General features: G+C 69.9%; 24 protein-coding genes. 3 read left to right on the top strand and 21 right to left on the bottom strand.

Features of this window, described 5'->3' with window-relative positions; translation table 11 throughout:
• From eccCa to eccD, 3 genes are all read right to left on the bottom strand, one after another.
• Positions 1-2,186 (bottom strand): type VII secretion protein EccCa (gene eccCa / locus ON26_RS03855; protein WP_040794566.1); only part of this gene is annotated, 2,186 nt, incomplete at its 3' end.
• A gap of 3 nt (positions 2,187-2,189) precedes the next feature.
• Complete coding sequence (gene mycP, locus ON26_RS03850; protein WP_051026637.1) at positions 2,190-3,665, bottom strand: type VII secretion-associated serine protease mycosin; 1,476 nt, start codon at positions 3,663-3,665, stop codon at positions 2,190-2,192.
• The gene (eccD, locus tag ON26_RS03845; protein WP_040794565.1) at positions 3,665-5,140 is read right to left on the bottom strand and encodes a type VII secretion integral membrane protein EccD; all 1,476 of its coding nucleotides are present in this window, start codon (positions 5,138-5,140) and stop codon (positions 3,665-3,667) included. Before eccD ends, mycP begins: the two co-directional genes overlap by 1 nt.
• Before the next feature lie 131 nt (positions 5,141-5,271).
• Between eccD and eccA the strand changes: the two genes are divergently transcribed.
• Positions 5,272-7,089, top strand: coding sequence for a type VII secretion AAA-ATPase EccA (gene eccA / locus ON26_RS03840; RefSeq protein WP_040794564.1), 1,818 nt, complete (start codon positions 5,272-5,274; stop codon positions 7,087-7,089).
• Between the two features lie 46 nt (positions 7,090-7,135).
• Here the strand turns inward: eccA and eccB are convergent, their stop codons facing one another.
• Positions 7,136-8,632 (bottom strand): type VII secretion protein EccB, encoded by a 1,497-nt coding sequence (eccB, locus tag ON26_RS03835; RefSeq protein ID WP_040794563.1) that lies wholly within the window; start codon positions 8,630-8,632, stop codon positions 7,136-7,138.
• Positions 8,633-8,736: 104 nt separating this feature from the next.
• On the opposite strand from eccB, the gene eccE reads away from it, so the two are divergent.
• On the top strand, positions 8,737-10,491 hold the full coding sequence (eccE, locus tag ON26_RS03830) for a type VII secretion protein EccE (protein WP_083883710.1): 1,755 nt from the start codon (positions 8,737-8,739) through the stop codon (positions 10,489-10,491).
• Between the two features lie 82 nt (positions 10,492-10,573).
• On the opposite strand, the gene ON26_RS03825 is transcribed toward eccE, so the two are convergent.
• From ON26_RS03825 to ON26_RS03745, 17 genes are all read right to left on the bottom strand, one after another.
• Positions 10,574-10,882: a hypothetical protein gene (locus tag ON26_RS03825; protein WP_040794562.1), complete on the bottom strand. Its 309-nt coding sequence runs from the start codon at positions 10,880-10,882 to the stop codon at positions 10,574-10,576.
• 44 nt (positions 10,883-10,926) lie between these two features.
• Positions 10,927-11,253: a WXG100 family type VII secretion target gene (locus tag ON26_RS03820; RefSeq protein ID WP_083883709.1), complete on the bottom strand. Its 327-nt coding sequence runs from the start codon at positions 11,251-11,253 to the stop codon at positions 10,927-10,929.
• A gap of 66 nt (positions 11,254-11,319) precedes the next feature.
• On the bottom strand, positions 11,320-12,108 hold the full coding sequence (locus tag ON26_RS03815) for an ESX secretion-associated protein EspG (RefSeq protein ID WP_040794560.1): 789 nt from the start codon (positions 12,106-12,108) through the stop codon (positions 11,320-11,322).
• Positions 12,105-13,085 carry a PPE family protein gene (locus ON26_RS03810; protein WP_040794559.1) on the bottom strand — a complete coding sequence of 327 codons (981 nt, stop codon included), beginning with the start codon at positions 13,083-13,085 and terminating at the stop codon, positions 12,105-12,107. Before ON26_RS03810 ends, ON26_RS03815 begins: the two co-directional genes overlap by 4 nt.
• 4 nt (positions 13,086-13,089) lie before the next feature.
• A complete protein-coding gene (locus ON26_RS03805; protein ID WP_040794558.1) occupies positions 13,090-13,386 on the bottom strand; it encodes a PE domain-containing protein in 297 nt (98 codons plus the stop codon).
• Between the two features lie 9 nt (positions 13,387-13,395).
• Positions 13,396-14,757, bottom strand: a complete 1,362-nt coding sequence (locus tag ON26_RS03800) for a hypothetical protein (RefSeq protein ID WP_040794557.1) — start codon at positions 14,755-14,757, stop codon at positions 13,396-13,398.
• On the bottom strand, positions 14,757-15,071 hold the full coding sequence (locus ON26_RS03795; protein WP_040794556.1) for a type VII secretion target: 315 nt from the start codon (positions 15,069-15,071) through the stop codon (positions 14,757-14,759). Before ON26_RS03795 ends, ON26_RS03800 begins: the two co-directional genes overlap by 1 nt.
• A gap of 133 nt (positions 15,072-15,204) precedes the next feature.
• Positions 15,205-15,633 (bottom strand): YbaB/EbfC family nucleoid-associated protein, encoded by a 429-nt coding sequence (locus ON26_RS03790; RefSeq protein ID WP_245545707.1) that lies wholly within the window; start codon positions 15,631-15,633, stop codon positions 15,205-15,207.
• Between the two features lie 33 nt (positions 15,634-15,666).
• Positions 15,667-16,005, bottom strand: coding sequence for a hypothetical protein (locus tag ON26_RS03785; RefSeq protein WP_051026633.1), 339 nt, complete (start codon positions 16,003-16,005; stop codon positions 15,667-15,669).
• Between the two features lie 11 nt (positions 16,006-16,016).
• The gene (locus ON26_RS33130; RefSeq protein WP_040794554.1) at positions 16,017-16,802 is read right to left on the bottom strand and encodes an ESX secretion-associated protein EspG; all 786 of its coding nucleotides are present in this window, start codon (positions 16,800-16,802) and stop codon (positions 16,017-16,019) included.
• Complete coding sequence (locus ON26_RS33125) at positions 16,799-18,805, bottom strand: hypothetical protein (RefSeq protein WP_040794553.1); 2,007 nt, start codon at positions 18,803-18,805, stop codon at positions 16,799-16,801. Before ON26_RS33125 ends, ON26_RS33130 begins: the two co-directional genes overlap by 4 nt.
• Positions 18,802-20,130, bottom strand: a complete 1,329-nt coding sequence (locus ON26_RS03770; protein ID WP_157171777.1) for a hypothetical protein — start codon at positions 20,128-20,130, stop codon at positions 18,802-18,804. The genes ON26_RS33125 and ON26_RS03770 overlap by 4 nt, the downstream gene beginning before the upstream one ends.
• 60 nt (positions 20,131-20,190) lie before the next feature.
• A complete protein-coding gene (locus ON26_RS03765; protein ID WP_040794552.1) occupies positions 20,191-20,691 on the bottom strand; it encodes a YbaB/EbfC family nucleoid-associated protein in 501 nt (166 codons plus the stop codon).
• A complete protein-coding gene (locus ON26_RS31450; RefSeq protein ID WP_051026628.1) occupies positions 20,688-21,488 on the bottom strand; it encodes an ESX secretion-associated protein EspG in 801 nt (266 codons plus the stop codon). Before ON26_RS31450 ends, ON26_RS03765 begins: the two co-directional genes overlap by 4 nt.
• Positions 21,489-21,501: 13 nt before the next feature.
• Positions 21,502-24,270 (bottom strand): magnesium and cobalt transport protein CorA, encoded by a 2,769-nt coding sequence (locus tag ON26_RS34125; protein ID WP_051026623.1) that lies wholly within the window; start codon positions 24,268-24,270, stop codon positions 21,502-21,504.
• 64 nt (positions 24,271-24,334) lie between these two features.
• On the bottom strand, positions 24,335-24,646 hold the full coding sequence (locus ON26_RS03750; RefSeq protein ID WP_040794551.1) for a hypothetical protein: 312 nt from the start codon (positions 24,644-24,646) through the stop codon (positions 24,335-24,337).
• 72 nt (positions 24,647-24,718) lie between these two features.
• Positions 24,719-25,015: a hypothetical protein gene (locus ON26_RS03745; protein WP_040794550.1), complete on the bottom strand. Its 297-nt coding sequence runs from the start codon at positions 25,013-25,015 to the stop codon at positions 24,719-24,721.
• Positions 25,016-25,102: 87 nt separating this feature from the next.
• Between ON26_RS03745 and ON26_RS03740 the strand changes: the two genes are divergently transcribed.
• The coding region (locus tag ON26_RS03740) for a hypothetical protein (RefSeq protein ID WP_040794549.1) at positions 25,103-25,494 on the top strand (392 nt) is incomplete at its 3' end.

Below are 25,494 nucleotides of genomic sequence, written 5' to 3'. Positions count from 1 at the left end.
GGGGCGGCGGTGAAGAGCACCGGCGATCCCCCGTCGACCTGCTGACCGTCCACCGTCCCGGCCGTCCGGCCGACCGTCGGCGAGGTGTAGGGACCGGAGACGTAGCAGGCGTTGAAGCGCAGCGGGTCGTCGGCGTCGCTCTTGAGATAGCCCGCGCCGGGCACGCTGGGCAGGTGATAGGCATCGGTGATGCCGAGTACGGCGCGCGACTCGTTGGCCGAGAAGGTGCGCAGGCCGATGCGGTAGGACAGGTGCGAGTCCAGACCGCGCAGCTTGTTCTCCTCCAGACGCTGCGAGGCCAGCAGCAGATGCACGCGCAGCGAGCGGCCGAGGCGACCGATCATGACGAACAGGTCGGCGAAATCCGGTTTCTGGGAGAGCAGTTCGGAGAACTCGTCGACGACGACGAACAGCGCGGGCAGCGGATCCAGCGGGGCGCCCGCCGCCCGCGCCCGCTCGTACTCGGTCACGTTGGCGAAATTGCCCGAGGAGCGCAGCAGCTCCTGGCGGCGGGTCATCTCACCGGAGAGCGCGTCCTTCATACGGTCGACGAGCGCGATCTCCTCCTCGAGGTTGGTGATCACCGCCGCGACGTGAGCCAGCGACTCGAGGCCGAGGAAGGTCGCGCCGCCCTTGAAGTCGACCAGGATCATGTTGAGCTGATCGGGTGAGTGCGTGGTGACCATGGACAGCACCAGGGTTCGCAGAAACTCCGACTTGCCCGATCCGGTGGCGCCGATGCACAGGCCGTGCGGGCCCATGCCGTTCTCCGCGGACTCCTTGATGTCGATCTCGACAGGGGTCCCGTCCGGGGTGATGCCGATCGGCACCCGCAGACGTTCACGGTCGCTGCGTGGACGCCACACCGCCGCGGGGTCGATCTGGGCGGCATCGGGGATCTTGAGCAGCTCCATCAGTCCGGGCACCGCGCGGGACTCGTCGCCCAGGCTGACGATCTGCGCGGCGGTGGCCACCCGGTAGCGGGCCAGCGCTCTGGCGAGAGTGTCGGCCTCGGCGAGGGTCACGGTGTCGGCGGTGGCGAACTTCTCCACGCCCGCTGCCGATTTCGCGGCGACCATACCGTCGGCGCACACCAGTTGCAGGCCGCGGCGCACGGCCAGACCGGTCTGCGGCGCGGTCAGATCGATCACGGTGACCGAGTCCAGGCCCGCATCGCTGACGAGACGTTCGGTGCCGCTGACGAAGCCGTCGTCGATGATCACCAGCAGGTGGATACGACCGGCGGTGGGCTGGGCGTTGCGCATGAACCGCCCGCGTTCGAGCAGTTCCGTGGACATGGCGGTCTCCAGCTCGGCCAGCGACCGGTACATCATCCGCGCCGGGCCGATGCCGTCGCGCTCGGTCGGATGCTGCACGTGCGGTAGCCATTTCGCCCACGACCACGTCGGCTCGTCGGGGTCGGCGCAGATGATCGCGACCGCGGATTGATCGGGTCCGTGGAAGGTCACGAATTCCAGCAGCACGGCCCGCGCCAGCATCCGGGTCCGGTCCGGATCGCCTTCGATGTTGATCGCGGGGAAGGCGCGCAGCGAGATCGCGGTCGGCAGCCCGTGCACCACCGAGTGGGTGCGCACGAAGCGGCGCAGCGCCACCGTCGACACCGGTTCCAGGTCTTCGAGCGGGCCGGTCTCCGGCCTGGCCAGTTTGGTGGCCAGGCGATGGCTGCCGACGCCGACCCGGACGTGACCGAAGTCGGGGTCGTTGGGCCTGCGTTCCCACATCCGCCTGCTGCCGACCACCGAGGCCAGGTCGGCGGGTTCGGGATGGCTCCAGGTCAGCGACTGCAGCTGGGACAGCCCGGTCTTGCGGACCTCGCCACGGGTCTGGTCGAGATAGCGGAAGTAGTCCTTGCGTTCCTCGTTCAGCTCGGCGGCCTTCTTCGGGCCGCCCGCGCCGCGCATCGACATCATCATGCCGAACATCGACATCAGCATCATGACCGGGAACATCAACATGAACGGATTGGCCAGCAGGTTGCGGCCCATCATCACCATCATCGCGAGCATGCCCACGACCGCCACCACCATCACCACCGGCAGCAACCGCATCAACAGGCTGGGCGGTACCGGACGCTGGACCTCCGGCGGCGCGCTGAGCGCCACCTCGCCGCCCGGTGCGCGGGGCGGCGCTATCCGCGGGCGGCGCACGAAACCTTCGGTGAGCATGGCCTACCGTCCTTCCGGCAGAGCGGTGTTCGCACCGGCCCGGGCCGGGTCGAGCGCAGGGTCGTTCGCCGGATCGAGCGTTCCGGTGTCCTTGCGACGGAACGGGATCGACGCGACGTAGCCGATGGCGAGCGCGGCCAGCAGCGTGAGAGAGCCGATGGCCGCGACCTTGCGGGGCAACGGATCGGGCCCGGGGTCCGGCGTCGGCGCGGGGAAGGCGCTCGGGGTGGCGGCGTCCACGCCGAGCTCGGGCAGGTGCGCGGTGAGCGCGGCCACCGGATCGATCAGGCCGTGGCCGACCCGGTCGTCGCGTCCGGTGCCCGGGTTGTGCGCGGTGCGCTGGATGCGGTCGATCACCTGGGCGGCGGTCAACTCGGGGAACCGGGCACGTACCAGCGCGGCCAGGCCGGAGACGTAGGCGGCCGAGAAGCTGGTGCCGTCCACGGTCACCGCGCCCTCGGCGCCGTGCTGGGCGTCGACCAGTCCGACGCCGCCCGGTTTGCTGTCCAGAGAGACGATGCCGCGGCCGGGCGCGGCGATGCCGACCCACGGTCCGTGGATGGAGAACGGCGAGACCGAGCCGTCGGGATCGGTGGAGGCCACCGACAACACGTACGGGGCGAACCACGCCGGGCTCACCACGGTCTGCACCGAGTCCCAGCCGGAGCGATCGTTCTGGGCGGAGCACACCGATCGGTCGAGATTGCCCGCCGCGGCGACGACCACCACATTCCGGTCGGCGGCGTACTTGACCGCCGCGCCGAGTGCACCGTCGGCCGAATCGGCGCCCGGGGACGAGCAGGACACCTCGGAGATGTTGATGACGGTCGCGCCCTGGTCGACGGCGCGCACGACCGCGGCCGCCATGGTGAGCACATTGCCGTAACCGCCCGAGGCGACCTTGCCCGGCTCGTCGCCGCCGCGGCTGTTCTTGTCCTCGTACTGCAGGCTGAGCTGGCGGATCGCCAGGATCTGCGCATCCGGCGCGACTCCGGCGAAACCGTCGTCGGGGCTGGGACGACCGGCGATGAGACCGGCGACCAGGGTGCCGTGCCCATCGCAGTCCTCGGTGCCGTCGCCGCCCGCCCGCACGAAATCACCGCCGGGCCGCACGTCCAGGCGTGGGTGCCGGTTCACCCCGGTGTCGATCACCGCGACGAGCTGGCCCGCGCCCCGGCTGAACCGCCAGGCGGCGGGCAGATCCAGGATCCGTTGCGGCAGCGGGGCGTCCACCGGCGGCCCGGCGGACAGGAACGGCTCGACGCACAGCGCGCGCTGCTCGGTCGCATCGGGCGGACCGCCGGCCGCCGCCACCGCCTGCGCGGGCCCGAGCGCCGCGTCGTCGATCGCCGGCGGTGTGAGCGCCCATGCCGGTGCGGGTGTGGCGAGGATCCAGCCGCCGAGCACGGCGGTGGCGGCGAGGAGACCGACCGGACGATGGCGAGGCAGTCGGTGACGAGCGGGCTGCACGGCGACCATCAGAAGGTGAGGTTGCGGGCCGCCGAGTAGACGTCCATCACCCACAGCGCGAGCGGCACGATCAGCACGATGAGCAGATACTCGAACAGTTCGACGGCGCGCCGCACCACCGGCGAGACCTCGGTGTGGGGGCCGATCACGCCGAATCCGACGGCGGCGAGGCCGGCGATCAGCACGATGCCCGCACCGATCAGTCGCCGATCCTCCTGCGCGAGAGCCATTCCGGTGATCACCCCGAAGCCGGTGAGCGTGCCCGCGCCGATCAACACGGCAGCCTGCACCATGTCGGCGTAGGCGCGACCGCGCAGGCACAGAACCACCGCCACGATGGCGGCCAGCGCCTGCCCCTGCCACCTGCCGCCCCCGAACGGATCCGCGGCGAGCACCGCGCCGCCCGCGGCGAGGACGGCGGCGGCCAGCAGCAGACCGGACTGGAACTGATTGGCCGCGCGCGCCCGCTGTTCGAGCCCCGCGGCCGAGGGCAGCGCCGTGGCGCCGATCGCACCGATGTCCTCGATGGTCGGCCGTGGCTCGTGATCGGCCGGGTCGATGGCCGCGCCCGCGGTAGGTACCGGCGGCACAGGCAGTTTCGCCGCGGCGACGGCGAGCCTGGGGGCCAGTGTGATCAGGATCAGTCCGGCGAGCAGTACTCCGACGGCGATGTGGGCCACCTCGCAGGCCCAGATCATCCGGACCAGCGCGGCGATCGCGAGCACCGCGGCGGTGGCTACGACGGCCGCGGTCACCAGCGCCCCGGCCTTCGCCCCGGCATAGATCACCAGGGCGGCGGCCAGGCAGGCGACCGCGCCGAACAGCAGGTGCGGGGACCCGATCCTGCCGGGTGTCAGCAGCGCGGCGGCGGCGCCGAGCAGCACCGATGCGTAGAGCCCCAGCACGATCACGGTCACACGCTGATCCTGGTAGCGGCGGCCCGCGATGACCGCCGCACCCGCCGCGAGCAGGCCCGCACCGAGCGGGACGAACCCGCCTGCGATGCCGGTCCCCTTGTCCAGCAGCAGCAGCGCGAGTGCGGTGAGGACCGCGATCAGCCCGGCCACCAGACCTGTCCAGCGCGCCGAAGCCGCCGACCAGCCCCGCATCTCGTCGACGCTCAGCCGCGCGACCGCGTCGATCACGTCGTCGAACAGGGCCGGAAGTTCCTTGGCGGTCACCGAGCGCAGCACCAGCAGCTCGCCGTCGTAGATCTCGGCTTCGGCCAGGCTCTGGTGCGGCGGGATCGGGTCGCGGCCCAGGCGGGCCAGCGTCCAGTGCCGGGTGACCGGCGGCGCGCTCTCGTCGCTCTCGGTGGGATCGGGGTTGCGCGAATCGATCAGCCGCACGACATCGGCGATATAGGCAGCGACCGGGATCGAAGCCGGCAATCCCATATCGAGTTGGGTATTTCCGCCGATGACCGATACGCGGCACAATTCCGGATCAACGGCCGTGGCGCCGTTGCTCGACGATTCCGTCACGGGTTGCAGGACTCCTATGATCGCGCTGTCGCGTTATCGCAACGGCCACAGCCTAACCGAGAATCGCCGAGCGCGGCAGCCGCTAAGCTGAGCGAGGAAAAGCACAATTAATTTCTAAGGGGTCCAGCCGAATGACCGGTAACCGCCAAGCACAGCGCGCCTTCGACGCCGGCATCTTGTCCCTGGGCGTCACCGTCGACGGCCAGGAATCGGTTCGCGATCTGGAGTACGCGCAGCTGGCGTTCCAGCGGGCCACCGAGTGGGACCCCGGCATGTGCGATGCCTGGCTGGGGCGGGCCGCGGCGGGTGAGGTCACCGCCGAGGTCGTCTACAACCTGTACAAGACCAGCGGTACCACCCTCTTCCGCGAGCAACGCAGGCTGGGCCTGCCGCCCCGCACGCTGTGCGGCCGGTTCGTGCTCGGCCAGTACATCGACTACCCGTTGGCCACCTATGTCGAGATCTGGCTCGCGCAGGCCACTCAGCTGATCTCCCAGGGCGACTACGACGAGGCCGAGCGCGTGCTCGACGAACTCGACGCCCACCGGGCCGGACGCTCCGCCGGACCCGCCGACGAGGTCGACGATCGCATCTGCGCTTATGCCCGTGGCCTGCTGCATTACACGACTCAGCGCTGGTCGGACGTGATGACGGTGCTCGCCGGATCGGCCGGGTGGAAGGACCCCTATCTGGCCGCGGGCGCGCACGTCATGGTCGGCACCGCGTGCGCCCAGCTGGGCTTGTTCGGCGAGGCGATCCGGCGGATGGAGGCGGCCGAGGCCGGTCCCATCCCGTCGGCGGCGACCACCGCGCGCTTCTGCCGCGGCCTGTGCCTGCGCGAGATGGGGCGCGAGGACGAGGCCAAGGCGCTGTTCGAGAAGGTCTTCTCCGAGGCTCCGGACTTCGAGGCCAACACCATGGCGATGCGTGATCCGAAGTTCCGGATCACGGTGACCAGCAAGGAACTGATCGACGCCAGGACCGACCGCTGGGACCCGGCCTCGGCGCCCACCGCCGAGCAGATCGAGAGCGCCGAACGCGGTGACCGGGCCAAGCACCTGCTCGAGACCGCCCGCGCCGAGCTCGACCAGCAGATCGGCCTGGCCGCGGTCAAAACCCAGGTGGCAAAACTACAGGCGAGCGCACAATTGGCAACCATTCGCGCGGAGAAAGGAATGTCCAGCACACCGCGCGGCCAACACCTTGCGTTCACCGGCCCGCCAGGAACCGGTAAGACAACTGTTGCCAGAGTGGTGGCAAAAATTTACTGCGGGTTGGGTTTGCTGAAAACTGATCGACTTATAGAGGCGAAACGTTCCGATTTCGTCGGTCAGCATTTGGGGAGTACCGCGATCAAAACTAATGAACTGATCGATTCGGCGATGGACGGAGTTCTCTTCATCGACGAGGCCTACACCCTCATCCAGACCGGCCTGTCCGGCGGCGACGCCTTCGGCCGGGAGGCGGTCGACACCCTGCTGGCCAGGATGGAGAACGACCGCGACCGGCTGATCGTGATCATCGCCGGCTACGACGGCGAGATCGACCGGTTCCTGGCCGCCAACGACGGTCTGGCGTCGCGCTTCGCCAAGCGCGTGAAGTTCGAGTCCTACACCCCCGAAGAACTCGGCCGGATCGGCGACTTCATCGCGCGCAAGCGGGATTCGGAGGTGTCGGAGGAGGCGCTGGCACTGCTGATACAGGCCTGCGGCGAACTCTACGAGCGGCGGGTTGTCGACCAGAGCGGCGAGCAGCGCCGCGCGATCGACCTGGCCGGCAACGGCCGCTTCATCCGCAATGTGATCGAGGCCGCCGAGGAGGAACGCGAGTTCCGTTTGGCCACAGACGAATCCATCGACCTGACCGAGGTGGACGCCTCGGTGCTGATGCGGATCGAGGCCGCCGACATGCAGAGCGCGCTCGAATTGGTGCTCGCCACCCTGCGCTGATCACGGCCGGGCCGATCCGGCGGCCCGGCCGTAGGCGGTCCGGCCCTCAGTTGCCGGCCGCTATCGACCTGGCGCACTCCCCCGCCCGCCTGGCCTCGTCCTGGCACTGCGGCAGATTGTCGTGGCTCGTCAGCGCGTCCTCTCGGGCCAGGGTCGGACCGGGCGCGAGCGCTTCGATGATCGGCTTGGGCACCGGCTTGGGATTGGCGGGCAGCCCGAGCACCTGCGCGGTGGCGGCATCGGGCACCCCGTAGCGGATCCCGGTGTCGGCCAGGTAGAACATCGGTCCGCCGGCGATCGCCCCGGGAGTCATGGCCACCGAACGGACGAACTCGCCCGTGCCCGGGCGGACGTAGACCGCGTCGACACGATCGCCGGTGCCGTCGGCGGTGGCGGGCACCGCGGGCGCCGCGCCATCGGGCAGCGGGAGCTTGCGTCCGGCCGAGAGGGTGACCGTCGGCTTCCCGTCGTGCGCGCCCAGCGCCCAGGTGACACAGGTGACCGGATCGGCCGAGGGAGAGAGGATGGCCGGGATCTGCTCGGGGAACTGCTGGACCGGCAGGTCGGTCACCACCGGAACGTCCACGATCCGGTCCGGCGGCACCGACCGGATGTCGGTCATGTCCTGGGAGTTGGCATTGCGGATGATCTCCGCGGTGAACGGGCTCACCGGCTGCACACCACCGGCGAGCACGACGTAGAGCTCGTCGGTGTCCACCGCTCGCACCCGGATGAGGCCGCCGATCGGGACGTCGGCGAGCTTGCCCGGCCCCGGTTCGCCGAGCCGATCGATCTGCGGCGCACGCAAGGGTGGCACCGGCTCGGTGGCGTTGAGCAACGCGGTGCCGATGGGGGCGGGGGTGTGCTCGTCCAGGTTCATGGCGCGGATCAGCACCGCGTCGTTCGGATCGAGTTCGGCGCGCCTGCCCTGGTAGAGCAGGTAGGTCAGACCGGAGTGGGTCACCAGCCGCGCCTGATCGCCGGCGAACGGCCGCGCGCGGCCTTCCGAGCTGTCGAGTGCGCCCGCGACGACCGTGGTGGTGACGCCCGTGGCGGCCGCGGCGCTACCGGTCGCCGAGAGCGGGATCTCGTCGCACAGTGTCCAGATCGCGGCGCCGTGGTCGGCCGAGCCCGGCATGGCGCCGGGTGCGCCGGGGATCCCGAGCAGCGGGCCGCGCCGCATCGTGAGCTTGCTGTCCTTGACCGTAGCGGGCGACTCGGCCGACCCGGTGATCAGCCGGGCCGAGGCCAGATTCAGCACCGGGTGCAGGGTGTCGCCCACCACGACGTAGAGCGCGCCGGACTCCTTGGCCAGCACGATCTTCGCGTCACCGATGGCGCCCTGCGGCTTGAGGAAGGCCATGATGGCGGCGCCTGCGACAACCAGCACGCCCAGCACGATGCCCACGACCAGAGACCGGGACTGCGAGCGCATCGGATCGTGCAGCATGCGCACGTCCCAGCGCACCAAGGCGTGTTCGTAGCGCTCGAGCAGGAAGCGGTAGCCGTTGACTTGGGCACGGGTGGTCAACTGTGCCGGCACGCACGCCTCCGAACTGGCCGCAATTGCAAGGAATTATCGCGAACGGTCGCGATCGCGCAGACACAGAGTAGCGAACCGCGGCGAGTTCGGTCCATGATGAGCGCATGACCTCCACGGCGGTTTCCGATAACCCCGGCAACACCTCGACCGCACCGCGTCTGCATTCGACACAATTCTGGTTCTTCCGCCTGCTGCCGCTGGGACGGACGCTCCCGGTCCTGGTACTGGCCGCTGTAAGTGCCTTTGTCGCAACGGTTTTCGCGAAGCAGTGGTGGATCCCCGCCCTGGTCGCGACGCTCGTGATCGTGGTCGCGCTCACCCCGCGCAAGGGCACGAATATCGCCGCATGGGTGGGGCGAAAATTCACTTTCGCATGGCAGAGATTCAGCAATGGTTCGCCCGTTGTTAATCATTCGCCATTCGATGTTCCATTACCCGACGGCGGTAGTTACGGAATGCGCTGGGACGGCACGCGATTGATCACGATGTTGCGCATCGAAGCGCAGCCGCGCACGGTCGTCCGGCTCAGTCCGAGCGGCCTGCTCGGCGACGACATGCTGCCGTTGCCCGAGATCGCCCGCTGCCTCGACCAGTTCGACATCTCGCTGGCCTCGATCGACATCATCAGCACCGGCTCGCGTAGCGCGGGCACCGGCGCGGTGGCCCGTGCCTACGAGAGCATCCTCGGCCCGCTGCCCGCGGTGGCCAATCGCACCGTGTGGGTGGTGCTGCGCCTGGACCCGCTGGCCAATGCCCACGCGGTGGACCGGCGCGGCGGCGGTCCGACCGGCACGCTGCGTGCGGCCGGTGTCGCCACCCGGCGGGTGGCGAATCGGCTGGCCGCCCGCGGATTGTCGGCGACGGTGCTGTCGGCCACCGAGATGAGCCAGGCGGTGACGCAGCTGACCCATCGCGCGCCGCTCGACGAGTTCGTCGAGACCTCGGACAGCGTCGAGCACGACGGCCTGCACCACACCACCTACCGGATCACTCCGGAAGGGCTCGGTCCCAAGGGCATCGCCGAAGTGTGGTCGGCACCGACGGTCGCGACCACCATCACCGTGCGCCTGCAACGCGCTCCGGAGCGCCGCCCCGGAGCGGACGGGCGGATCGCGGTGACCGCGACGGCCCGGTTCGTCACGCGCGAGAAGCCGATCACGATCACCTCGGCGGGTTTGCGCCCGCTGACCGGCCTGCAGCGCCGCGCCCTGTTGTTCGGGCTGCCGTTGGCCACCGGCGTGCCGGTCCTGCCGCTGGAGCGCTACCTCGGCGAGCCGGACGCACTCGACGACCTGCCCATGCCGATCGCCGGCTGCGGCCAGTTGATCGGCGCGGACGACTCGGGGCAGGGGGTCGCGCTGCCGTTGGTCGGCAGGCATGTGCACCGGGTCGAGATCATCGGCTCGCTGCTGGTGGCGAAACAGGTGATCCTGCGCGCCATCGCACTCGGCGCCGGCGTGGTGGTGCACACCACGCGCCACGAGCAGTGGCGGCCGATGCTCGCCTACATCGACGTACCGCAGGCGCTGACACTGGCGACCTGGCCCGCGGGTTCCCAGCAAGCCGGTTCCTACCGGTTCGCGACCATGGTGGTCTTCGACGGCACCACCCCCACCGGGCACTACTCCGACGCCACCGTCGTGCTGCTGCGCCCGCACGGCTCCGAGGGCGGCGACTTCGAACCCGATGTCACCCTCGTCGAAGACGAGCACACCCCGAACCGGGTCACCGTCCGCACCGCATCGGGCGAAACCGGCGTGCACATGGTGGCGACGCCGGAAGAGCTGATCTACGTCGGCGCCCGCCGGCCGGACGGTGCGCAGCGGCACGCGGGTGAGCCCGAGCCGGCGAGCGCGTGAGCGGTGCCGGCGATGACGGCGGCCCGCTCGATCCGGCATCGGATCGAGCGGGCCGCCGGTGCGGAACTGCTCGGGCGCCTGATCAGCCGCCGAAGCCCTGCGCCACCTTGCTGTCGGCGTTGATGGCGTTGCGCAGCGCCTGATCGACGGCCTTGGACAGGGCGTCCATCATGCCGATCGTGCTCTCCGGGTCGCTGCCCGCCTCGTCGCCGAACTCGGCGTCCCACTTCCGCTTCGCCTGGTTGAACGCCACCAGGGACTCGTTGTCCTGCCACGCGGAGGCCAGCTTCGCGGCAGCCGCCTGCAGGTTCCCGGACTGGGTGACCAAGTCCTTGCGATGGTCGTCGAGTTCGATGGACAGCGTCTGCAGCGCGCCCTTGTCGTAAAGCATGAGAGGTCCTTTCGTGTGCCGAACCGGTACGGATCGGCGGGATGTCAGAGGTTGGTCAGTCCGCCGCCGGCGCCGACGCCCGCGATGAGACCCTCGTTGTCGGCATCGAGGTTGACGTAGGCCTTGTCGCCTTCGCCCACCAGCGTGGTGAGTTCGTCGAGGATGGCGTTGAGGCGAGCGGCTTCGCCCTCCCAACTGGCGACAGCCTTCTGGCAGGCGCCGCTGGCGTCGCCCTGCCAGCCGGCACGCGAGGACTCGACCGAGGCATTCACCCGGCCGATGGTCGCCCGGATGGCAGCGACCGCGTCGCCCATGTCGTTCTTGGCGCCGAGTGTGATCTGGCTTTCATTACTTACACTTCCTCCGGCCATCGGAGATCCCTCTTTCTCAGTCGGGCGATTGTTCTGCGGTGGTGGTTGACGGACACAGGAGTGGCGCTAGGGCATCCACCTCCCCCCGGGCAGAGTGGCCACCAGAGCCGAGATCGCTTGGGCGATACGATGATCGGAGCCCGGCGAGAAGGTGGTCCAAACCCGGAGGTCCGGCGCGGCGTTCGGACTCGCCGCAATCCGGCCCCGTGCGGTGTCGTACACCGCGACGGCGCCGGAAGACTTGATGGTGCGGCCGTCGTCGTGCGCGTAGGCCACGATCTCGGCGCGGGCATGGCAGTGCGCCATCGCCATTCCGAATTCGGTCGCGCCGCGGTCGACGACGCCGAGGTGGTACGCCACGTCGGCGTAGTCGGCACTGTCCGACGCGGCGTCCAGCCGCGCCGCCAGTTCTTCGGCGAGACCGTTGAAACTCGGCACCTCCGCGGGCGGGCAGTCACCCAGAGCCGCGAGAAACGGCCGAGCCAGGGCTACGCCGTCCTCGTCGGCCCAGGTGGTCGCTATGTCGATCGTGTCACCCGCGCGGATCGCGAACGCGTGCCCGGCGCCCCGGCGCGCCAGGCAGACCCGGCGCGGGCCGTCCGCGGTGACGATCCGGGCGGCGAGTTCGCGCTCGGGGGCGGCCAGGATCTGCAGGGCGGCGGCGAGTTCGGCGGCGACATCGTCGTAGGCGTCGACCAGCCCGCGCTCCCGCAACTGCGCCGTCACGGCTTCCCTGGCGGCCAGGAACGCATCGATCGAGTCCTGGCGCGGCCCGATGCCGAGCACCAGCGGCATGGTCTGGATGCCGAGCAGATCGCAGACCGCGAGCACGGCGTCGTCGGTGAGGGTGGTCATGCTCGCCCCTGTTCCGGGGGCGCCCCGGCGGGTCTGGTGGTTTCGACACCGCCGAGCACCGACGGCGCCGCGGCCAGTCCCGCCTCCAGTTCCGGTCCCGCTCCGGCGGTCGAGTCCGCCGCGCCGGCGCGCGGGGTGTGCTCCTCTTCGCCCTGTGCCGCCGACCCGGCTCCGGCGAGCGCGGCCGGGGGCAGCGCCTGGCCCACACCGGTCGCCGAGGGGGCCGTCGCTGCCACCGTGGGGACCACCTCGGGGCGCGTCACGACCTGGCCGACCGTGTGCACCCGGGCCCCGGACAGCGTTCTGGGCACCGCGAATTGCGGCAGCACCGGCATCCCCGCCGGCACGGACGACGACAGTCGCACCGAGGTCGTCCGCGGACCCGCGGCGGCCTGCTCGGCCTCCAGCGCCTCGGCAGTGGCCAACGGCGGCGGCGCGCTCTGCTGCCAGGGCCGGGCCAGCGGTTCGGTGGCCGCCTCGTAGGTGCGCATGACCCGCGCGGCCGTGGCTTTGGCCGCGTCCTGATCGGAGTCGATCTCGGCGGCCACGCCGACCAGCGCACCGCCCAGCGAGGCGCCGACGGCCTGGATCATCCGCAGCGTCTGTTCCAGGGCGGCTATGTCGGCGGTGTGCGGCATGGCCAGCCTGGCCACCTCGTAGGCGGTGGCCAGGGCGGCGGTGTGCTGGGCATTGCGACCGGCCGCTGCGGCGGTGTCGACCAGCCAGTCCCGCATCGTCGACAGACGTTCGACCACCTGGTCGCTGGTCTCGGAGCGCCAGTGCGCGCGGATGCCCGCGATGATGCGGTCGTAGTCCGCCACGGCCGCGCCGAAGCTCGCGGCCAGCCCGGTCCACGCGGTGGCCGCCTCGACCAGGTGGACCGAACCGGGCCCGCTGGTCAGTTCGCGGGCCAGCCGATCGGTGGGCCTGGCTTCCCAGACGACACCGGTGAATCCGGGAGCGGGTGGTTCGATCATGATGTCAGGCCGGAGCCCCGAGGCCGGCGGCGTTGTCGGCATCCATACCGGTCAGCTCGCGTGCCTGCGCCCGCAGGGTCGCAGCCAGCCTCCGCAGTTCGAGGACGCCTCCGTGCGCCGAGAGGTCGAAGTCCGCCGCGACTGCGCGCAGGGTCGCGGCCGCGTGCCCGGAAACCTCGTCGAACCCGGGTGCGGGCACCATCAGGGCGGTGTCGTGTGTTCGCAGGTCGGCTTCCAGCCGGGCGGCGAGTTCGTCGAGCTCGGCGGCCATACGGACCGTCTCCAACGGATCGAAATGCATGACGGACTCCTAAAGGGTGAGTGCCTTGTCCGGGGGTTCTGGATCGTGCTCGGGGGTGGTCGTGACGGCCTCGGCGGCGCCGATCACCGGCACCGCGACCCCGTCGATCGGGCCGACGACCTCGCTGCCGTGCGCGGCGTTCACCAGATCGCCGCGGATCACATCGCCACCGGCGCCCGCCGCGCGAGCGGCAGCGCCCGCCGCGCCCATCGGCCCAGGCGCCATCGGCACCATGCCCGGGGTCGTCGCGGCGGCGCTCGTCACGACCGGAACGCTCGCCTGCGGCCCGGCACCGCCGCCCGCGAGCAGCGTCGCGGTTCTGGCCTCCTGCAACGGAAGCGGTGCGGGCGTGGCGGCGCCGCCACCGATCGAGCCACCGGGCACACCCGCGAGGACAGGCGCGGTGAACGGCGCGACCGGCACCCCGTCGACGCCGGGCGCGGCGCCCGGCTCGTCCGACAGGCTCGCCGCCTGACCGACGGCCTGGGCGCCGGTCACCCCGACAGATACCAGTCCCTGCACCAATTGCAATGCCTGCGTGACGTATTGCGCCGGGTCCAGGCCACCCGCCGCACCGGCGCCCGCCGAGGTCAGCGCCCGCGCGGTATCCAACGGCGCGCTCGCCGCCGAGGACAGCGGCGCGACGGCGGCGTCGGCCGCCATGGCGCCCGCCACCCCCTCGGGCACCGCGGTGACCGGCACCTTCCGACCGTCGACGGTCACCTCGGCGCTGTGCACGGTGAGTTCCGCACGTGTCTTGGCGATCGCGGCGGTCACCTCGGCCATCGTCTCGGCCGTCGCCGCCACCACGAAGGCTTGCCCGGCGGGGGTGCCGATGAACGCCCCCGCCGCCGCCAACGAGGCCAGATACTTCGAGATGGCGGCCGCCACCAAGGCGTAGCCGGTGAACACGCTGTTCGCGGCAGCCGCGTGGTCGGCGTGCATCCTGGTGCCCTGGGCCGCCACCTCGGTCGTGTCGACCGCGGTCCGGGCGGCCTTGCCCGCCGCGGAGGTCGCACCCGCGCCCTCCCACAGCGACATGACGGTCTGGATCGCAGTCGTCCCCAGCTGCGTCACCGACTGGAGCACCGAGACCACCTGCGGGAGCACCTGACTCGGGTCGGGTCCCTGGCCGGCGCCGGGCACACCCGAGCCGAAGCTGCCGGCCAGATCGGTCATCGGCTTGATCAGAGCACCGAGATCGAGCACCGGCAGCGGCGGCAGCTCGGGCAACGGCGGCAGCGGCGCGAACTGCGGAAGCGCGGGCAGCCCCAGCTCCCGCAGCACCTGCTCCACCGGCCGATCCACCATCGAGCCCAGCGCGCTGTCGCGCAGCAGATCGACGATCGACTGATCCAGCGGTGCGCTCATCAGACGTTTCCGATGCTGCCCAGGTTGTCGGCGCTGTCCAGATCGGTCGCGGTGTAGTAAGCGGCGCTCTCGAACGCGGCCACCGCCGTACCCGCGTGCACAGCGGCCACTTCCGCGACCGCGGTCAGGTGCGATGCCTGCGCCATCGCATAGCTGGCGAGAAAATCCTGGCCGATCAGGCCGAAGACCGGAACCGCGGCCGCGACCACGGCGAGCTGGTCGATCGAGGCGACCGCCAGCGTCTCCGAGGCCAGCGCCGCCGACGTCTTGCCGTATTGCCGGATCGCTTCAGGTGTTGCTACCAGATCAGCCATGAAAACCTCTGCACGATAGTCGGATCGACGAGTGATGTCGGCTCGGCGGAAGAAGAACTGTCAGTCATTGGACCAGTCGACGGCAGAGAGCTGCGCGACAGCAGCTTAAGAGGATCCGACGCGTAGATGAACGTCAGGTGATCGCGTCCGGTTCACCGGCGTTCGATGAATCATGCTGGGAATCAGCTGTTTTCGATGACAGCATTGCGTTGAATTCGGATACCAGCTCACCCCGGCGCGCGAATGCCTGTGCCGCCGCGAGGCGGGCGGTACCGACGACCGCTTCGTCGAACTGCTCCGGCGTCCAGCGGCTGACCGCCGAGGTGAGCACCAGATCGAGCATCGCGCCATTGCCGTCGACGGTGACCGTCACCGCGCCGTCCGCGGAGGACTGTCGCACCCGGACCGCCGACATCCGGTCGCCGAGTTCGCGCATCCGCTCCAGCCGGTGTTGCGCGTTCGCCACCAACTCGTCCATCAGGGCATTCGCCAGCTGCCCAGGGGAATTCGCGTATGGCGCCAGATGGGGCGGCAGCACGCCTCCGAGGTTGTCGTTCACCATGTCCGCCTCTCCTTCACAGCGTCGTGCTCTCGTTCACAGCGTCTCGAGCCAGCTCTGCGGTTCGACCTCGTACTCCTGCTCGTCGATGAGCTCCTGACGTTCGACTTCGGCGGCGGTCGGCAGTCCGGTCAACGCCAGCAGGTCCGCGCTCACGCCGGCCTCGGCCAGCTGCTTGCGCCGCTGCGCACCCGCTCGATCGGCCGCCCGCCTGCACAGCCGCAGGATCTCGGCGGCCAAATCCGCCGGCGCGCGCCGCAACTCGGCGCTGTCGAGCGAAACCCGCAGCGGCAGACCTTGTTCGGTGGTCTCCACCGTGACGGCACCGGACCTGGAGGAAGCCACCGCCCGCGGCATCCGGTCGTGTCCACTCATACTCGCTCGCCTCATACTCTTTCGTCTCTGATCGCACGAACCACCGTCACGAGTTCGGCGTTGATCGCCGCGATCAAGCGTTGCCGGTCCACGCCCGCGGCCGTGACGGGCGGGCCCGCGGTGATCACATGCCGCCCGTCGCCGGGCAGGTCTCGCCAGTGCAGTAGCCGAACGACTCGCCCCTTCGGGCCGAATCGGGACATGCCCTGGGCTATCTCGATCACCCCGATCCGCTCGGGCACCGTGCTCAGGAACTTCCGCCCGCGAGCGTCCGGCGGCTCGTCGTAGCTGTCCCAGAGCCGGGTGGGCGCCTCGAACTCATCGGCGGGACCGGACCCGGGCCCGCTCGGGAGAGTGAACGGCTCGTAGTCTCCGGCGGGCGCGTCGGGCAGTGCGTCGGCGACCATGTCGGCGAGCCGGACCGCCTCGCCTTCGGCGACCGTGAAGCCTGCGCTGTGATCGATCGTCCGGCCCGGCAGCTGGGTCAGCAGATATCCGCGGCTCTCCCGGCGCGCGGCCAGCAGCCGGATGCTCGCCGTGGGATTCGACGGGTCGGCGCCGTCGAATCCGCGCACCCGGATCGCGATGTCCGGGCGGGCGACGTCCTCCAGCGCGGCATCCAGGGCGGGGTCGGGCATGGCGCGCAGCCGCTCGGCCACCTGCACACGCGCGCGCTGGAAATCGTCCTCGTAGGGGATGTCGCTGGTGAACATGAACGGATGCGGCAGCGGGTCCTCGCGTAAGCGCTGCCACAGCACGACGAATTCGAGATCGGTGAAACTCCAGCGTGGGGTCACCGCTCCACCACCGGCCTGACCACCACAGGGGCATCGCCCAGCGCTTCTTCCAGGTGTTCGGTCGACTCCAGGTAGCCGGCGCGTTTGTGCTGGCCGCCCCCTTGGTTCGCGCCCGCGCCCGCCGCGCCCGCCGCGCCGGGCGAACCCGGTGTGCCAGGGGTCCCCGCCGTCGCGGCGGTGCTTTTCGCCGCGGCCTCGAACTGGGTCTCCGCGAACGACCCGAACGACGCCGCCCGGGGGAACAGCTTCGACGCGTGGGACGGATCCTGGGCGAGGAATGTCCCCGCACCCGGACCGAATCCGCCGCCACCACCACCGCCACCGCCGGCGCCCGCGCCACCGGCCAGGTTCGCGGCGAGGGTCTCCAGGGCCGTCGGGTCGCCCGACGCGGCGTCCTCGGGTATCTCGATTCCCGGAATGCTGTCCAGCCCTGCCCTTCTCAGTAGTTCGCGCTGCTGCTCGGGGGTGAGCGACTGCGCGAACTGCTGGAAGGCCTGCTGTAGCTGTGGCAGACCCTGCTGCGCGGCGGCCATGAGCTGTTGCGCCGCGGAGGTCAGGAACTGGTCCTCCGCCGCGCTGCCCGGCGCCAACGATCCGGGCTTTCCCGCGATCTGTCGCGCATTCGCGACCGGTTGCTGCCCGTCCGGCAACTGCTGCCCCGGCAACTGCGGGACACCCGAGGTCGTGCCCGTGCCGAACTGCTGGGCGAGCGACTTCGGGTCGGTGGGTGTGTAGGCGCCGGTCTCGGTCAGCGCCGCTGCTTCGGTGGCCGGGTTCTCGCCCTTGTCGAAGAGTTCCTGCACGCCGGGCGCCAACCCCGCGCCGGCGCGCTGCCCACCACCGGGGTTCCCGCCACCGTTGCCACCCCGGTGCTGTCCGCCGCCGTTGCCCCCTTGGTTCTGGCCACCGCCGTTGCCACCCCCGTTCCCCCCGGGGGTGTACGGGTTCGAAGGGATCGTGCCGAAGGCCCCCTCCGCCGGCGGGAGCACCGGCACGTGGGTCGAGGACTGGGCCAGCCCGGCGAGATAGGTCTTGCGGAAATTCTCCCGGTACATCGGCGTCTGGTCTTCGGTGACGCTGTAGCTGGTATCGACGTAGCCGCCGCTGTAGGTGTAGCCGGATGGCAGCAGCGTCCCCGCCGGATTCGTCGGGGTCATGGGCATCCACCGCTGGGTCGAATCCAGCCACCCCGCGGTGTAGAACAGCAGGTCGGCGACGCCCTTCACCGCATCGCCCAGCGCCGGGACCGAGTTCGCGTAGGCCTTGACCGCCGCGACCGCGACCTCCTTGCCCGGTCCGGTCCACTGCCCCTCGGTCACCGCGTCGACCTTGTTGACGAAGTCCACGAAGGCGCCGTCGATCTCCTCTGCCATCCAGCCCCACGTCCCGGCAGCGCCGGAGAGGTCGGCGACCACGGTGTGCACCCGGATGTAGTTACCCACCTGGTACAGATCCAGCCAGCTCATGCTGTCGGCGCTCTCGCCCATGATGGTCGACTGCTCATAGGACTTCACCGCCGTGACCGTCCCCGGCAGGGTTCCGGCCGTCGGATTGTTCGGCGGCGCGGGTGGCGCGATGGTCGTGGGCATGCCGTCGAATTCCCACTTCTCCCCCGGTCTGCTCTGCACGTTGTCGAGCAGACCGGAATTGAAGCCGTCCATGTCGCCGTAGGCCTTGCCCGCCGCGACGAAGGTCTCGATCATGTCGCCGAGGATCGACTTGTGCTTGTCGAAGATCGCGTCCAGCTCGCTCGCCTTCGCGCCGAACTTCGCGCCGAGCGCCGCACCCGATCCGAGGCCCGAGACCGGTTCGCCCACACTCAGATCCGCGATGAACTGCTGTAACCCGTTGATCGCCATGACGACCTGCGAGGCGGCGGCCGACAGGTCCAGCGCCACGTCCGGCTCGAACTTCAGCGGATCCCGCGAGCCCGCGGGATGGGATCGGGTGTAGTCCCGCAATGCCGACCACGGATTGCCCGTGGGTGTCGCGCCGGTGGTCATCGGTCGTCTCCTCTGATCGAATACGGCGGTTCCACGATCGCCGCGCCGGACGAGGTCATCTGGTTCATGGCGGTATCGATGTCGGCGTCGGGCCCGAACGCCGCGAGCAGATGCGACCGGGTGACCACCCCGTCGAACGCGGCGGCGAGCAGATCGGACACATGGTCGGCCCGCGGATCGCCCGGCGCGGCGTCGACGAGTTCGCGCACCACCTGTTCCACGGTGTCGTCGCTCCAGACACCGGGCACCGCCTCGCCCAGTTCCTCGCCCCCGGGAGACTCGCCCCGGTACCACCGGTCTCCGGTCCACCAGTAGCAGAACGAGAGCAGCCCGCTGCCCGCCCTGGCGTTGAGCACCTGGTCGACAACCCAGTCGGGCGCGCCCGCGTAGAGCCGCGGTAGCGGCGCGCCCTCGGTGTAGGCGGCATCCAGCGACGGGGCGTTCCAGACCCCGCCGGACAACACCGCCCGGCCGCGCGGCAACAGATACAGGGTCGCCCCCGAACGCCGGGAGCTTTCGAACCAGCCCATCGAGTGCATGATCCGCGGTCCCCATTCCGAGCGGACCGCGACGAACGCGGCCGACATCACCGCCCAGCGCACCCACATGGCGGGCAGATCGGGCAGATCGTTGTGCGCCTCCGTTGCCGTGACTCCGGCGTCGCGGTCGGCTCGCGCCCGCTCGGCCGCCTCGGCGGGCGAGCGGAGCTGTCGGCCACCGTGATACAGGTACGCGGCCAGCCACAGCGGCAGTCGCCGACGCGGAAACTCCTCGAGATCGGCCAGATATGCCTCGGGCACGAACAGTTGTTCGTCCGGGAACGGCTCGTCGCCGTAGTCGTAGTCCACCTCCAGCGTGCCCTCGGCATCGAGCAGTACCAACATCCGCCACCACGGTCCGTCCCCGGAACCGGCCGAGGCACGTCGCTGCGCATCGGCCAGCGCCAGGATCTCGTCCGGTATCGCGGCCTGCACCACCTGGCCCTGGTCGTCGGCGTAGCTCACCTGACCGCCGCCGAGCACGGTGGTCAGCGCGAACACCGCCGACAGCTCCCGCCATCCCGGCGGTCCCGACTCCGCGAGCGCCTGCGCGATCCGCATCACCAGCTCACGCGCCTGCTCCTCCGGTGTGGACTGTGGCGGGCCCGCGCCGTCGGAAGGGTCCGGCCCACCCGGCTTCTCGGACGTGACTCCGGTCGCCGTCGGCCGGACCACCTCGGATTTCACACCGGCCGGTCCGCCCAGCGTGAAGCCGAGATCGGGGACGCCGCCATCGACGACCGGACCGGCGCCCGTCATCGGAGTTCTCACGTCGGGATCACGCACCCACCCACCGCCTTCCGGAATTCGTGCTCGATCACTGTGGTCACCAACCGGAATTCCGGGTCACCACCCGGACTCGGTGACCCGCCGCGTCGATGGCTCCTGCCGTTCTTCGACATCGCTGTACCGCGGCTCGTCCGTCTCGATCGGCGCGGGCCGATCCAGCGACTTCGGCGGCGTCGGTGTCGGTTTCGGCGCCTCCGGCAGGTCGAAATCGGGCATGTCCTCGATCAGATCCGTCAGTTTCGGCAGCCGGGCGCGCCTCTCCCGCACCGGATCCATCAGCGCCGCGTGCTGCTCGGCGAGATGCCTCGCCGCCTGCTGCGCCGCCTCGGTGACCGCCTTGGCGATCTCCGCATGACTCAGATCCTCGATGCCGTGGCCGAACTTCGTCTCGATCACGGTGCCGTCGGCGTTCACCGATACCGTCACCCGGTGCCGCCGGGACGAACCGGTGCCGATCAGCGCCGCCCGCGCGCGCTGGATCCCGGCGATCATCCGCAACTGTTCGCGGGTCTCGTCCAGGATCGCGGCCAGCTCGGTCCTCGCGTGCTCGTTGCTCATCGCCAGTCGTCCAACTCGCGCAAGTCGTCCATCCGCTCGAGGATCCGCTCGATCTCCCCGTCCACCCACTCGGCGAGCGCCGCGCCGGACATGCCCACCGCGACCGGCGCGGCGTGATGCAACTCCATGACATAGCGACCGTCTCCGGGCAGATCACGCCACAGCCGGCCGCCGCGGGTGATGCCGCGCGGGCCGTACATCGACCGCCCCTGCACCACCTGGATCGTCCCGGTCGAGTCGGACCGCTGGTCCAGGAACTGCGAACCGGTGAATCCCCGATCGTCCTCGTCGTCGGCGACCATCGAGCCGTAGCCGAAACCACCGACCGGACGCGAGGACACCGGCTCGATGTCGATGGGGATGGGCCCTCTGGTGCCCGCGGCCGCCGCGGGCATCAACGCCATGACCGCCTCGCCCATCCCACGGGGATCACAGCTGCTGATCGTGAATCCCGCCGCGTGGTCGAGGGTGGCGCCCGGCTCCTGCACGACGGTGTAGGCACGCGAGCCACGGCGACCGGCGTGGACGCGAACCCACTTCTGCGGGTTGTCGAAATCCCCGTCGTCCCATGCCTGCGCGCCGACCACCACCGTGGGCCGGGCGAAGGCGTCGATGATCGTCTCGAATTCCCGATCCATCCGACGCGCCAAGTCGTCCTTGGTGGCCAGGCAGGCCCGCTCGTACTCGTCCAGCCATCGGATGTTGCTGGTGTAGGTCAGCGGTTCGGGCAGTTCACCGTCGAGGTGCATGTTGCACAGCACCTTGAATTCGAGATCGGTCAATTTCCAGCTGCTCACCGGATCACCTCGGTCACGGCTCGATCACCGGCTTCACCCGGAAAGGCGTGTCGCCCAAGGCTTCGTCCATCCATTCCGTCGAGTTCAGGAACTTGGGTCTGCGATGTCCACCGGCTGCCGCGTTCGCGCCGGCGCCCGCGCCCGGCGAACCGGCTGCGCCGGGTGATCCGGGCTGACCGGGTGTGCCGGACTGGCTGCCCGCGTCGATCGACGGGCTGCCGAACAGCAACGCCGCGTCGGCGGGCACCGCGGCGCTGCCGGGGAACAGATTGGTGTGCCTGGGTTCGGCCAGCGATTGCGTGGGCACCGCCGAGCCGCCACCACCGCCGAGCCCGCCGAGGTCGGCGGCGCCGGCCCCGCCGCCGCCTGCGCCGAGGCTCGGATCGAGCCCCATGGCGAGGTCGGCCAGTCCTTCCAGACCGGGGATCTTGCTGAGCTCGTTCAACTGGCCCGCCAGCCCCTGTGCGGTCGACGGGTCGAGCAGGCCGGTGAGGAACTGGCCGAACGCCTCGAATCCGTCGCCGATGGCCTTGCCCAGCTGGGAGAGCAGCTCGGTGCCGCCGGAGGACATCAGATCGGTCAGCTTGCTGCCGTTCGGGCCGAGCACGCTCTCGATACCGCCCGCCTCACCGATGGCGGGAAGCAGCTCACCCAGCGCCGCGGATTGCTCCGGGCTCAGCGTCGGCAGCAATTCGCCGAGAGCGGCCGTCTGTTCGGGGCTCAAGGTCGGCAGCAGATCGTTGAGGGCGGCCGCGGCCTCAGGACTCAGATCCGTGAGGAGCTCACCGAGCGCCGAGGTCTGCTCCGGAGTCAGGTTCGGTAGCAGTTCGCCCAGCGCTGTGGCTTGTTCGGGACTCAAGCTCGGCAGCAGTTCGCTCAGTGCTTCGGCCTGGTCCTCGCCCAGGCCCGGGATCAACTGGTCGAGGCTCGGAACGGACTCGTCGCCGCCGAGGCCGTCCGTTCCGTTGAGCCGGGACAGGAAATCCTGCAAGGGCGTCTTCGACGTCTTGCCCGGCGTGCCCGCACCCGAGCCGGCACCGGAGCCCGAGCCGGTGCCCGAGGACGAACCGGGTAGCGACGAACCGGGAACAGACCCGCCCTGGGGGATCGCGGAGTCGGGCGCCGAATCGTCGCCGACGGCGCCGTACTCGCCGAGCAGATCGTTCAGGTCGGGGACAGGCGAGCTTCCCGCAGATCCGCTGCCGCCGGCCGATCCCTTGCTGCTGCCGCCCGGTGACGAAGCCGATCCGCCACCGGACCCCGATCCGCTCCCCCGCCCGCCGACGCCACCGGGTATCCCCGCACCGCCACCACCGGTATCGGAGCCGGACCCGCCGCCACCGTTGATCTTGTCTTCGAGGTTCGGGACACCGAGACCGTCCGCGACAGCGGACGCCTTGTCGATCCCGTCCTCGTAACCGGCGTCGTACCCCTCGTTGTATGCCGCCTCGATCTCCTCCGGAGTGGCCGACCCGGACCCCGAACCCGAGCCACTGCCGTAACCGCCACCGGCGCCGGAGCCCGAACCCGAGCCACCGCCGTAACCGCCACCGGATCCGGAGCCGGAACCCGAGCCACCGCCGTGGCCGCCACCCGAGCCGGAACCGCTGCCGCTGCCCGCGCCCGAACCCGAGCCCGAACCCGAACCGCTGCCGGATCCCGAACCACTGCCACTGCCGGACCCGCTGCCGCTGCCGGACCCGCTGCCCGAGCCACTGCCCGAGCCGCCGCCGTTGGCGCTGTCGCCGTCCTTCTTACCGGGGATCTCGATTGTCGGGATAGCGGTCTGGGTGCGTTTGATGCCTTCCGCGTAGTACTTGTTGAATCGCTCGCGGTACTTGTCGGTCTGGTCCTTGCACGCCCTCTTCTTCGGCGAGTTCGGACCGGGCATCTCATTCTTGGTCACCGTCAGCCACTGACTGGTGTAGAGCAGGCTGTTACCCAGGGTCTGGGTGGCGGCGACCAGATCCACGGTGCTGTTCTTGTACTGCTCCACCGCTTTCGCTGCCGCCTCCGACGAGGCTCCGCGCCAGTGATTGCGCAGCTTGAATATCTGATCCGCATATGCCTGGAGCTGTTTCTCGAGCGTCGTTCCCAGCCACAGCCATTGGAAGTGCGCCTCGTAGGGCGGTCCCGGGGTGATCGTCTCTCCGAAGGTCCGCAAATCCTCGAAGCTCAGGTTGTCCGCATTTTCGATCGTGATGTTCACGGCATCCGTCTTGCCGCCATATCCCTGCACGGCCTGCGGAAAGGTCGGCATGGTGTAGGTGTAGTCCGTGTACCCGTAGCCGCCGTCCGCGGCGGTGTCGCTCGCGTCGAGCTGGTCGTAATTCCACTCCGTACCCGAATTGTTCACCGTAGGCGAACCGCCGTTCTTCGCCGGCGGCTTCAGTGCCACGGTCACGTCCTTGACTTTCGTCAATTGATCGAAGTTGACCGAGTTGTTGTGCTCGGTGGTGGCGAACGCCTTACCGGCTGCGACGAAGGTGTCGTATTGGTCCTGGACGATATCGGCGTGCGTGATCAGCGAGTCGTAGAGCGCCTGGCCGTGATTGCTGTAGACCTTCGCCAGATCACGACTCGACTGCTGATTGCTGAACGCGCCCATGGCATCCAACCGCTGCTCGTGCACGACCTGGGCGAGGTATTCCAGATCCGCGATGAGCTGGGCCGCGGCCTTGGTGGCCGTGACGACGTGTGCGACATCGAATTCCAGTTGCCCGCTGTTCGCGGCTCCCAGGATCGGCGCCCATACCGACGGTGTCGGTGTCGGTGTCGTCACTGTTCATGCTCCTTGTTCGGGTATGCCGTCGATCGTCTTGAAACCGCCGCGCCGCGCACGACCATCACTGCGCCCCATCGGCGGTCAGCATGAGGGCGGCCGCCTGTTTCTGACCGTCGGCGAAACCCTTCGTGCCGCGCACCAACGACCGGCCCCCTTCCAGGAGTGCGTCGCGGGAGGCCTTGTATCCCTTGCCACCGTCGGCGAATTTCTTGCCGAACGAGTCGTTGCCCCAGGGGAAGTTGGTGGCGTCGTCCTCGAGCGCCAGTGCACTGGTGAGATTTCCGATGATGCGTTCGACCTCTCCGGCGGCCGTCAAGGTGATGTCGGCGGCCTTGTCCAGCGCATAGGGGTCGATTTCGATACGTTCGGCCATGAGAATCCGCTCCAGCCATCAGTTCTGTGGGTGTCGTCGATCGTCTGTCGGTCATCGCATATCCGCCGGGCGTCACATGGCGAACGGTTTGTCGACCGTCGCGACCGGCCCGCCCGGTCCGCCGCCGGCCGCTGAGGCGCCGACCGCGTTCTCCGTGCCGTCGCCGGTGCCGGCCCTGATATCCGAATCCGCGGGTCGCCAGTCGTCTTCGTGCAGGTCGGCGGGCGCGGTGTATTCGCCGGGGAACACGAAGGTCCGCGGATACCATTTCGCCCGGGTCTTGGCCTTCATATCCTTGCCTTGGCCGAACTCCGGCTTGTATTCCTTCAGCCCCTCCTTGCTGTGCATCCAGACGGAATCCGACCTCATAGTCGACGTTTTCGCCGGATGAGCGCCGGTGTACCCGTGTCGTGTCTGGCCGGCCGCCTCCCTGGCCCAGGTCTCCAGCAGCTGCCGTTGGTGCTGTCGATCCTGTTCGGCCCGCGCACGCGCCCCCTCCCGCAAGTCCGCCAACTCCGTCCGCTGCTGCTGGGCCGCCTGCTCGGCCTCATCCGCCCGATCACGCTCCTGCTGCGCGGCCTGCCCGGCCTCATCCGCCCGATCACGCTCCTGCTGCGCGGCCTGCCCGGCCTCGTCCGCCCGATCACGCTCCTGCTGCGCGGCCTGCCCGGCCTCGTCCGCCCGATCACGCTCCTGCTGGGCCGTCTGTTCAGCCGCATCGGCCCGATCACGCTCCTGCTGCGCAGCCTGCCCGGCCTCATCCGCCCGATCACGCTGCTGCTGCGCGGCCTGTTCAGCCGCATCGGCCCGACCGCGCTGCTGCTGCGCCGTCTGCGTAGCCGCACTGG

The organism is Nocardia higoensis NBRC 100133 (assembly GCF_000308595.1).
GTDB lineage: Bacteria > Actinomycetota > Actinomycetes > Mycobacteriales > Mycobacteriaceae > Nocardia > Nocardia higoensis.
Note: the sequence above shows the minus strand (reverse complement) of the source record. Positions and strands in the feature narration are given on the sequence as shown.

What these genes read in the sequence shown, in the direction of transcription:
- ON26_RS03810 (WP_040794559.1), bottom strand. Translation starts at nt 13,085, where the DNA reads ATGATCGAACCACCCGCTCCCGGATTCACCGGTGTCGTCTGGGAAGCC.
- ON26_RS03750 (WP_040794551.1), bottom strand. Translation starts at nt 24,646, where the DNA reads ATGGCCGAACGTATCGAAATCGACCCCTATGCGCTGGACAAGGCCGCC.
- ON26_RS03800 (WP_040794557.1), bottom strand. Translation starts at nt 14,757, where the DNA reads ATGAGCGCACCGCTGGATCAGTCGATCGTCGATCTGCTGCGCGACAGC.
- mycP (WP_051026637.1), bottom strand. Translation starts at nt 3,665, where the DNA reads ATGGTCGCCGTGCAGCCCGCTCGTCACCGACTGCCTCGCCATCGTCCG.
- ON26_RS03795 (WP_040794556.1), bottom strand. Translation starts at nt 15,071, where the DNA reads ATGGCTGATCTGGTAGCAACACCTGAAGCGATCCGGCAATACGGCAAG.
- ON26_RS03765 (WP_040794552.1), bottom strand. Translation starts at nt 20,691, where the DNA reads ATGAGCAACGAGCACGCGAGGACCGAGCTGGCCGCGATCCTGGACGAG.
- ON26_RS33125 (WP_040794553.1), bottom strand. Translation starts at nt 18,805, where the DNA reads ATGACCACCGGCGCGACACCCACGGGCAATCCGTGGTCGGCATTGCGG.
- ON26_RS03815 (WP_040794560.1), bottom strand. Translation starts at nt 12,108, where the DNA reads ATGACCACCCTCACCGACGACGCCGTGCTCGCGGTCTGCGATCTGCTC.
- ON26_RS03745 (WP_040794550.1), bottom strand. Translation starts at nt 25,015, where the DNA reads ATGAGGTCGGATTCCGTCTGGATGCACAGCAAGGAGGGGCTGAAGGAA.
- ON26_RS03820 (WP_083883709.1), bottom strand. Translation starts at nt 11,253, where the DNA reads ATGGCCGGAGGAAGTGTAAGTAATGAAAGCCAGATCACACTCGGCGCC.
- ON26_RS03790 (WP_245545707.1), bottom strand. Translation starts at nt 15,633, where the DNA reads ATGGTGAACGACAACCTCGGAGGCGTGCTGCCGCCCCATCTGGCGCCA.
- ON26_RS03805 (WP_040794558.1), bottom strand. Translation starts at nt 13,386, where the DNA reads ATGCATTTCGATCCGTTGGAGACGGTCCGTATGGCCGCCGAGCTCGAC.
- eccE (WP_083883710.1), top strand. Translation starts at nt 8,737, where the DNA reads ATGACCTCCACGGCGGTTTCCGATAACCCCGGCAACACCTCGACCGCA.
- ON26_RS03785 (WP_051026633.1), bottom strand. Translation starts at nt 16,005, where the DNA reads ATGAGTGGACACGACCGGATGCCGCGGGCGGTGGCTTCCTCCAGGTCC.
- eccA (WP_040794564.1), top strand. Translation starts at nt 5,272, where the DNA reads ATGACCGGTAACCGCCAAGCACAGCGCGCCTTCGACGCCGGCATCTTG.
- ON26_RS03825 (WP_040794562.1), bottom strand. Translation starts at nt 10,882, where the DNA reads ATGCTTTACGACAAGGGCGCGCTGCAGACGCTGTCCATCGAACTCGAC.